The sequence below is a fragment of the Clostridium thermobutyricum DSM 4928 genome, from assembly GCF_002050515.1.
In the GTDB taxonomy this organism is placed as follows: Bacteria; Bacillota; Clostridia; order Clostridiales; family Clostridiaceae; genus Clostridium; species Clostridium thermobutyricum.
In genome coordinates this window covers 1-9,928 of the sequence record NZ_LTAY01000068.1, presented here as the reverse complement: position 1 = coordinate 9,928, position 9,928 = coordinate 1, and the positions used below count along the sequence as shown (strand labels likewise).

Here is a 9,928-nt window from a genome sequence, read left to right as displayed (position 1 = left end):
TAATCATATAATTTTGATAAATGAAAATTTTCTATTTCTCCAAAGTAGCTTTTTAATAAAAATATTTTTTCATACTTATTTAAAAACCATGAAATAGTAGCTAAATCAAAATAAATATCACAAATACCTGAAAATTCAAAATCTATAAAATAAACTTTATTATCTTTATAAAGAATATTTGATATATTTAAGTCGTTATGGCAAAGTCCTAGATTTTTATTATCTAAATATTTTTTTTCTATTAAATCAACTTTCTTTAAAAAAATATCTATATCATAATCAAATTTAAAATCTAATTTTTTAAGACTATTTATATTACTTCGTATTTCTAAAAAAGGATTAAAAGTTTTTATATTATTATTTTTTATGTTATGAAATTTTTTTAGTTCTTTTGATAGAGCTTTTAAAAATTTTTTTGATTTAAAATCATTAAATGTTAAATTGCTAGAATTTAAATATGTACTTAATAAAATTCCACTTTCAGGATTATGATATATTTTTTTAGGAGAAAGATTTTCCTTATTTAATAATTCTAATATTAAATTTTCATTTGAAAAGTCATTTTTATTTTCTTTACATGGAATCCTTAAAACATATTTTTTCCCAAAATAGTTTATTAAATAGTTATTGTTATTTAATCCACCAAGCTTTTTATATTCATGATTTTTAAAAAATATATCTACCATAATAATCTCCTTAAATTTATGATAAGGGTATTATATCATATAGAATAAAAGTTTTTGTAATATAAATTTTTAGCTTGGGTAATATAGGTTTAGAAATAAATTTATATTTAAGGAGTTGGGTTACATGAAAGAGAAAAAACTAAAGAGATTTATTTTTCTTACTATAATTTTAGAAATTCTAATTAGTAATTCTTTTAGTGCTTTTTTCTCTACGACTATTATTGCTAAAGCAGATGAAATAAATAGCATTAATATAAAAAAAGAAAATATTTTAGATGATAAAAGTCCTGAAAAAGATGAGAGTTATACTGTTTTTAATGAAAATGAAAAGTTATTTAAAGATTCTGTTGTTCCAAAAGAGATTGCAAGAGTAGAAGGAGGAACAGAGTTATTAGTTGAAGTAAAACTCCATTATAAAGAAAAAGCAAATGTATTTTTTAATGGGAAAAAGTATCCTTTAATTCAAATAGATACAAAAGAATTTTTAACTGGTAGACAAACTAAATATTCTAAATTTAGAGCTTTTGTACATATAGATAAATCTAAATATACAAAAAGTCTTGGTAAATTTTATATAGAGCTTGAAGATAAAACACAAAGAGCAGATGGAGGAGAAATAATAGTAATAGGAGAGGAAGACAATATAAGTGAACATTTAGTTGTAGATAATTATTCTGCTAAATTATATGATGGTAAAAATACTTCATATGTGCCTTTAGAGTATATGGGATCTATTCCTAAAGATACAATAGTACGTGCTACTAATAAAGTAAAAATAGATAAGAAAGAGTACTATATTTTAGAATCAGGATATAGAGTAAGAATTGAAGACTTAAAGAGTATTGAGGAAAATGATTTATTTAATTCTATGAAAGAAAAAAACGAGATAAAATCTATAGAAATTTTAGAAAGTGAAAAGTATTCAACAATAAAAATAAAAGAAGATTATAAAGGAGAATATGATTTAATAACTAGTTGTAATATATATAAAGATGAAAGAAATAGTGATTTTAATGTTGAAGTTCCTATATTAAATTCTGTATATATAAGATTTGTAAGTGGAAAGATAAATACAAAAATAAGAGAAAACTTAAAAATAGATAAAGATTCGATTTTTAAAGATATGAAAAAAACAGGAGAAAATGAAATAAAGTTAGGGCTTAAAGAAAAATATTATGGACATTATGGATTTTATGATAAAGATGGATATTTAAATATAAGGTTCAGAAAAAAAATAATGGATATAAAAAATTCGACTATTGTTATAGATCCAGGACATGGAATGAATAAACTTGGGTTTTTAGATTCAGGAGCATTAGGATTTTCTAATATAAATGAACATGATTTAAATAGAATGATAGCAAAGAGTGTAAGTAAAAGTCTTAAAAAATTAGGAGCAAATGTTATATTATTAAATACAACTGAAAAGGCATATAGTCTTCAAGAGAGACCAAAAGAAGCATACATAAATGATGCAGATATGTTTATTTCAATACATAATAATTCAGGTGGTGGAGGAAAATTAAATGCTACAGAGGATTATTATTATACATCATTTTCAAAAAATTTAGCATTAGAAATAAATAAAGAGCTTACAAAAACTTATGAAAACTGTTTATTTAATGGAATTAAAGGTGATTATAACAGAGGTGCTAAATGGGATTATTACACAGTAATTTTAGAAAAACATTGTCCTTCTGTACTGATAGAAGTAGGATATGTTGATAATAAAAAATCTTTTGAAAAACTAACAAACGAATACTATAGAGAAAAGCTTTCAAAATCAATAGTTAGAGGTATAGAGAATTATGTAAAAAATATATATTAATTTTAAACTATAATGAATACAAAATTTATAAAAATAGATGATTATTATATTTATTAAGAAAAAAAGAAAACGATTTTTGATGAATATTAATTAATTAGCCTGAAAATGAATAATAAATTAATAAAATAAAAAATATATAAGAAATTAAAAAATAATTGTAAAGAGCATTCCTATAAATTACTATTTAAGTAATTAAAATGTTGGTAAAAAATGTTAAAAAATTATATTAAATGAAAGAAAATAGAAAAAAAAGTATAATTGATCAAATTTTAAAATATTTATAGTAAAAAAAGGAAAAAATGTGGAAAAAATAAAAACATAAAAATATAAGTAAATAGCTCACATTTAATATAAGATAATAGCTTTATACCGTAGAAATTTAAAAATAGATAAGAAAAGAAATTTTGGAAATTTTGATATAAAATGAACAAATGAGGTAAAAATTAACCAAAAATTAGAAAACTTAATTGAATAGTAAAAAACACATGTGAAAATTTAAACAATATGAATAAATATTAGCTTATAATATATATAAAGATATTTTATATACATTAGGAGGACTATTCAATGGAAACACCAAATATTTTTAGATTTGCAAGAGGATCAGCATTAAATACTGCAATTATTGGTTGGATATTAGATTTTGTAAGCTATGGGGGAGAATTAAAAGGGTTAGGAATAGAAATCATAAAAAAAATATCAAGAAACGAGATACAAAAAATAGATAATATACAAATATTAAGTATGTATAAAAATATCTCATTAGTAATAGAGATAAATGATGATTATTTGATAACTATAGATGATATCACATTTGCTAAAAATCAAAGTAATATCTTAAAAAAGCGTAGAGATATTATTTCAAAGGATACAAAATATTTAGATAGAAAAAAATTATTTGCATACGTTCATATTGGAAATAAACATGAATATGGAGTAGGATGCGATAATTGTTACGTTTTAAGCAGAGATGAACTTTTAGAGATGATTAAGCCTTATGAAGAAAAGAATAAGGAATTGTTAGGAGAATATGTAGATTACCTTAACTTTTTAAATGAATTTACATCAAAATATAAAACAGAACAAGACTTCTGTAATTGGCATAGACTTTCTTGGGAAGGGTATTTTAATGAAATGCAAGATAGCTTAAATGAAGCTGATTCTAAATGGGAAACATTCACAAGTAAAGAAGGAGATTCTATAAGCTTTGAATGGAATAGAAAATCAAAAAAATATAAATTATCTACAGGAGAAGAAATAGAGTATTTTGTATATCTTATGATAGAAACAAAATTACCATGTAGATATAAATATAATTATAATGAAAATAAACCTTACTTACTTTTTAAAGTAGAAGTATCAGAAACAAAATATAAATCAGAAATAAGGAATTATGTTTGGAATATAATAAATGATATAAAAGATAAATATGAAACAGATGAGTTATTTATAGAAAAGACAAGTCATGCTATAGGTACACATATGACTCTTGGAAGAATAGAAGAAATTAAAACAAAAGAAAAATTAGAAGCATGTGTAGACATTGCAGAAAAAATAATATCAGATTTAGATAAATTAATATAATAATATAAAAAAGTGAAACGAAAGGAATTTTTAGTTTCACTTTTTTGTAAATAAAGTATTAATTAATATAAATGACATAAAAGCTATAAAAATAATTAGATAATTGTATATGAATATGTAATTATTTTTAAAAAGTAGGTGGATTAATGATAAGTAAGAGGAAATTGGCAGGTGGAATTATTATTATAGTTTTATGTATTATTTTATCAATATTAATTATAAATCATAATATAAATAAACATAATAGAGAAATAGAAAATGCAAAAATATTAAGTAATGAATAGAAGTAAAAAGTTATAATAAAATATAGATAAAAAGTCATTACAGGTAGAAACTATAATGACTTTAATATAAATTATTTAGAAAGATTGTTTAAAATATTTTTAAGTTTTAAACTAATCTTTTTTTTAGTATATCGACATTTATGATAAGGAATATTATAAATTTTAGAATATCTTTTTAATGGACATTTTAAATCTGTAGAAATAAGAAATTTACAAAGTCTTTTTTCTTCAAAATCTAAATATTCAATTGCACTTAATATTGTATTCTCAGAAAATTCTTGTATAAATAAATCTTCAATTAAAATATTATCGTCAGGTATCAAATCTATAATCTCACAATCACAATCTTTTGCATAAGAATTTAAACTTGCAGGAGCATTATCAGAGGGATTTTTCTTACATAATAAAGCTAAATTATTAGAAAGAGTTCTTTTTATATAGAGAGGAAAACAACCATCAAGTCTAAATTTATAAATAGCATTTAAAATACTAAGATTGCAATGCTGCAATAAATCCTCATCTGTATGACTATAAATATTATGATATTTTCTTATGAGAGAAATACAAAGAGGATAATATGCATTAATAATTAGTTCTCTACAATATTTATCTCCTTCTTTAGCTTTCTTTATAATTTCCGTAGTAATTAAATTTTTGTTGTAAATAGAATTAGTTCTTTTAACCATAGTTAACCTCCTAAAAAAATAAATAAATTACATAAAATGTAAATATGTTAATAACATTTTATAATATAAAAAGTACGTAGTCAACGTATAAATTATTTTATTTAAAAGAAAATTTAAACTGAGGTTAAGTGAATTAAATAGAGAAAAATATATTAATTATTAATAGATTGGATAACAAATAAATATGTAATGATAATTTAATTTGAAAGTATATAAATTAAGTTTAGAAGTTTCTTATAACTTATAGAGACATAAAGAAATATAAAATGCTAAAATAAAAATGTATTTATATGAAAAGAGGGAGAATTTAGAATATTTATTTTGTAATTATAAAATAAATTATATTTTAGAAAATAAAATATCCTTTGAAATTTATATATAAGTCGGAAAAAAATAAAATTTTATTAAAGAAAAAATTAATATCTGATGGATATAATGTTAGGATAAAAGTAGGTTATTATAGTGGCAAAAAATAATACATATTATCCTAACATATAAAAAATATAGGAAATAATAAAGGAGAATAAAGAAGAGTGAAGAATCAATTAGTTCATTATGAAGGGTAAGTGATTAATATTGAGTGAAAAATTAAAAGAGAATACATTAAAAACAATAATTAAAGAGAAAGAAATTGTTTTTAATGAAAATTGTATTTTAGGTGGAGATAAAGATTTCTTTATAAACAGACTTAGTGAATGTTTTTTAAAAGCAAAAAAAATAGATATAATTGTAGCCTTTTTAAGGGAAACTGGAGTAAAATTACTAAAAAATGATTTAGAATTAGCAAAAAATAATGGAGTTAAAATAAGAATTCTAACTGGAAATTATTTAGGAATAACAGAACCTTCAGCTTTATATCTTATGAGGGATATTTTGAAAGATAAATGTGATATGAGATTTTATGCAGATTCAAAAAGGTCATTTCATCCTAAAGCATATATTTTTCATTATGAAGATGGAGGTGGAGAAATATTTATAGGTTCATCTAATATTTCATTATCTGCATTAACAAAAGGTATAGAGTGGAATTATAGATTGAAAAAAGAAGATAATATAGAGGATTTTGAATATTTTTGTTATGCTTTTGAAGATTTATTTTTAAATAATTCTATAGTTTTAAATGAAAATGAATTGAAAAATTATTCAAGACAATGGAAAAAACCAAAGGTTTATAGTGTTAAAGAAATTGAAGAAGAGATAGAAAAAGAAAAAGTAATTAATATATTTTCTCCTAGAGGAGCACAGATAGAAGCATTATCAGGGTTAAGTAAGCTTAGAGATGAAGGAATGGATAAGGGAATTGTTGTTGCATCAACAGGAATAGGAAAAACATATTTAGCAGCCTTTGACTCTTTAAAATATGAAAAAGTTTTATTTGTAGCCCATAGAGAGGAAATATTAAATCAAGCAGAAGTTAGTTTTAAAAGCGTGAGAGAAAATTTTAAAACAGGATTTTTTAGAGGAAATACAAGAGATTTAAATGTAGATGGACTTTTTGCGTCAGTACAAACTTTAGGAAAAAAAGAATATTTGAACGAAAAGTATTTTAGTAGAGATTATTTTGATTATATAGTAATTGATGAATTTCATCATGCAGTAAATAAAAATTATATTAATATAATAAATTACTTTAAACCAAAATTTTTATTAGGAATAACAGCTACTCCAGAAAGAATGGATAATAAAGATGTATTTCAAATTTGTGATTATAATATAGCATATGAAATAAGGCTTACTGAAGCTATAAATAAAGGCTATTTATGTCCATTTAGATATTATGGAATATATGATGACTCTGTAAATTATGATAATATAAATTTAAATAGAGGAAGATATAATGAAAAAGAATTAGAAAAATCTTTAATGATAGATAAAAGAGCTAATCTTATTTTAAAACATTATAAAAAATATAATTCAAAACAATGTATTGGATTTTGTTCATCTAAAAATCATGCAGAATATATGGCAAAATATTTTAATGAAAATGGTGTAAAAGCATGTGCTGTGTATAGTGGAGTAGGGGAAAATAGTATAAATAGAAATGAAGCCATAAAAAAATTAGTAAATGGAAATATACAAATAATCTTTTCAGTTGATATGTTCAATGAAGGAGTAGATATAAAAACTTTGGATATGGTAATGTTTTTACGTCCAACTGAATCTTCTACAATATTTTTACAGCAGTTAGGAAGAGGATTAAGATTAGATAAGAATAAAAAATATGTTAATGTGCTAGATTTTATAGGAAATTATAAAAAGGCAGATATGATACCAAATTTGATTGGTGGGAAAAGGAAAGGTAATGAAAAGGAAAACAATCCTAATGAATTTGAATATCCTGAAGACTGTATTGTAGATTTTGATTTTGAGTTAGTTGATATTTATAAAAAGTTATTATCAAAAGATATTAAGATAAAAGACTTAGTTAAAGAAGAATATTTTAGGATAAAAGAAGAGTTAGGACATAGACCAAGAAGAGTAGAATTTATAAAAGAAATAGATGGGGAAATTTACTCTAAGATAAGAACAAATAAAAAAAATAATCCTTTTAAAAATTATATTAGTTTTTTAAAAGAGTTAGATGAAGCAACAGAAGAAGAAAATATATTTTTAACTTCTGATGGTTATAAATTAATAAATTATATAGAAACAACATTAATGTCAAAAACATATAAAATGCCAATATTATTAGGAATATATAATAATGGGATAATGAAAGATAAAATTGATGAAAATGATATTTATGTTTCAATGAAAGAGTTTTATTCAAAAGCTTCAAATAAGATAGATATAATAGATTCAAAAAATAATAAAGAAATTGAATGGAATAGAGATAGGTATATAAAGAAAGCTAAAGAAATGCCTATAAAATATTTGATTAAAAGTGGGGAAGAATTTTTTGAATATGAAAAAGGAGTTTTTAAAATAAAAGAACCTTATAAAAACTTAATTAAAGATAATTTATTTAAAGATAATTTTATAGATTCAATAGAAATGAGAGTTTTAGAATATTATAAAAATAGAGGGCTAAAAAATATAGAATAATATATCAAGGATAAAAATATATACGAGGTGAAAAATGAAAAAATATAATAAATTAGTTAGAGATTTAATACCTGAAATAATACAAGCTGATAATAAAAAATGTAAAACAAAAATAGTAGAAGGAAAAGAAAAAGAAGGTTATTTAGAAAATAAATTACAAGAGGAAGTAAATGAATATTTTCAAGATAAGAATTTAGAGGAATTAGCAGATGTAATGGAAGTATTATTTGGATTAGCAGACTCCTTAGGATATACAGAAAAAGATTTAATAGAAAAAAGAAATGAAAAATTGAAATTAAGAGGAGGTTTCAAAAAAGGAATAATTTTAGAAGAAGTTAATTAGATATATTTATTAAAATATATGGAAATATATTGAATTGTAGAACTGAAATTTGATATAATTATGTTATATTATGGTAAAGGATGGGATATTATGAAGTGGTTTTATGATTCAAAAGAATGTAATTTTATTAATCTTGATAAGATTTTTAAAGTTGAATTTTATTGGAAAGGCGAGGAATTAGTTGCTAGTTTAGATGATAGTGTGGTGTCTATAAAACTAGAAGAAATTTCAAATTCAGATGAGAAAAAAGAAATAGTAGATCTTATAAAAAATAAATTTGAAAATTTCTTAAATGGAGATAAAAGTGTATTTGACATTAGACATTATTTATCAAGAAAAGATATATATAATATAAAAGAATTTCTTAGACAATAGAAGTTAAATAATTTTAAAAATACCTGCTTTTAAAGTAGGTATTTTTTATAAATATAAAACTTGATGTTAATTTAGAAAATTAAAGTATTATAAAAAGACATTTATATTTAATAAAAAGTAATAATTTAGTTTTTTTACGGTTTTTATTAAAAAATAATGTATTTTTATAGAATAAAATAAAGTTAATACTAAAAATGTTAAACTATTAAAAAGCTATATTAAGGGGGCTATTAATTTGATAGAGCTTATTTCAGTTAGTAAAGAGATTAATGATAAGTATTTACTTAAAGATATAAATTTAAAAATTAGAAAAGGAGATAAAATTGGAATAGTAGGACCAATAGGTTCAGGAAAAACTACTTTACTAAGGGTTATTCTTGATATATATAATGTAACGAAAGGAGAAGTAAATATAAAAAATATAGAATCTAAAGATATTGGATTTATGCCTTCTAATAAAGGATTATATGGAGAGCTTACAGTACTAGAAAACATTGAATTATGCACTTCTTTAAATTTATTTAATACTAAAGAGTTTTTAGAGCTTTCAAAAAAAATTGAGATAATAGAATATCTCAATAAAAAAGTAAAATATACTTCAAGAGGAATACAACAAAAAGTAGCACTTCTAATAGCATTAAGCAATAATCCTAAATTAGTTGTTTTAGATGAACCTATTTCAAATTTAGACATGGAAGCTAGAATAAGTATAATTAATTTCCTAACTGAATATGTAAAAGATAGAACACTTATAATAACATCTGATAATTTAAATGATATTCAAGAGCTCTGCGATAAAGTAGTTTTTATTAAGGAAGGAAAAATTAATATAGATGATTTTATATATAATATTATAGATGAATTTTCAAATGGAGAAATAGAAATTTATTTTTTAAGACCATTAAACAATAGTATAAAAGAAATTTTAAAAAAGGAATTTATTAATATTGAAATTAGCTTTAATAGCATAAAATTTAATAAAAGAGATATAGAGCTTAATTTTATACTAAAAAGAATATTAGAATTAAACCTAGATATACTTGAAATTAGAAGAGATAGTATTAAAGAAAGTAAAATTAATAACTAAAGAATTAATA

The 9,928-nt window shown here is 21.6% G+C and carries 9 protein-coding genes; 7 read left to right on the top strand and 2 right to left on the bottom strand.

All coding sequences use genetic code 11. From position 1 onward, the window contains the following. A partial coding sequence (locus CLTHE_RS12325) for a choline/ethanolamine kinase family protein (protein WP_080023752.1) occupies positions 1–686 on the bottom strand: 686 nt, incomplete at its 3' end. Positions 687–810: 124 nt separating this feature from the next. On the opposite strand from CLTHE_RS12325, the gene CLTHE_RS12320 reads away from it, so the two are divergent. The 3 genes from CLTHE_RS12320 to CLTHE_RS16780 all read left to right on the top strand — a co-directional run bounded on the left by CLTHE_RS12320 (position 811) and on the right by CLTHE_RS16780 (position 4,382). Further along, a complete protein-coding gene (locus CLTHE_RS12320) occupies positions 811–2,514 on the top strand; it encodes an N-acetylmuramoyl-L-alanine amidase (protein ID WP_080023751.1) in 1,704 nt (567 codons plus the stop codon). 567 nt (positions 2,515–3,081) lie between these two features. Continuing rightward, entirely contained in the window at positions 3,082–4,098 is a 1,017-nt protein-coding gene (locus CLTHE_RS12315; protein ID WP_080023750.1) for a hypothetical protein, read from the top strand. 146 nt (positions 4,099–4,244) lie between these two features. Further along, complete coding sequence (locus CLTHE_RS16780) at positions 4,245–4,382, top strand: hypothetical protein (protein ID WP_002597219.1); 138 nt, start codon at positions 4,245–4,247, stop codon at positions 4,380–4,382. Between the two features lie 71 nt (positions 4,383–4,453). Here the strand turns inward: CLTHE_RS16780 and CLTHE_RS12310 are convergent, their stop codons facing one another. Continuing rightward, the gene (locus CLTHE_RS12310) at positions 4,454–5,068 is read right to left on the bottom strand and encodes a helix-turn-helix domain-containing protein (protein WP_080023749.1); all 615 of its coding nucleotides are present in this window, start codon (positions 5,066–5,068) and stop codon (positions 4,454–4,456) included. Positions 5,069–5,644: 576 nt separating this feature from the next. Between CLTHE_RS12310 and CLTHE_RS12305 the strand changes: the two genes are divergently transcribed. The 4 genes from CLTHE_RS12305 (at position 5,645) to CLTHE_RS12290 (ending at position 9,918) form a co-directional block, all read left to right on the top strand. After that, positions 5,645–8,113, top strand: coding sequence for a DEAD/DEAH box helicase family protein (locus CLTHE_RS12305; protein ID WP_080023748.1), 2,469 nt, complete (start codon positions 5,645–5,647; stop codon positions 8,111–8,113). Positions 8,114–8,147: 34 nt separating this feature from the next. After that, positions 8,148–8,456 carry a nucleoside triphosphate pyrophosphohydrolase gene (locus tag CLTHE_RS12300; protein ID WP_080023747.1) on the top strand — a complete coding sequence of 103 codons (309 nt, stop codon included), beginning with the start codon at positions 8,148–8,150 and terminating at the stop codon, positions 8,454–8,456. A 90-nt stretch (positions 8,457–8,546) separates the two neighbouring features. Then, positions 8,547–8,831: a hypothetical protein gene (locus CLTHE_RS12295; protein WP_080023746.1), complete on the top strand. Its 285-nt coding sequence runs from the start codon at positions 8,547–8,549 to the stop codon at positions 8,829–8,831. 235 nt (positions 8,832–9,066) lie between these two features. Next, positions 9,067–9,918 carry an ATP-binding cassette domain-containing protein gene (locus CLTHE_RS12290; RefSeq protein WP_080023745.1) on the top strand — a complete coding sequence of 284 codons (852 nt, stop codon included), beginning with the start codon at positions 9,067–9,069 and terminating at the stop codon, positions 9,916–9,918. Positions 9,919–9,928 lie beyond the last annotated feature (10 nt).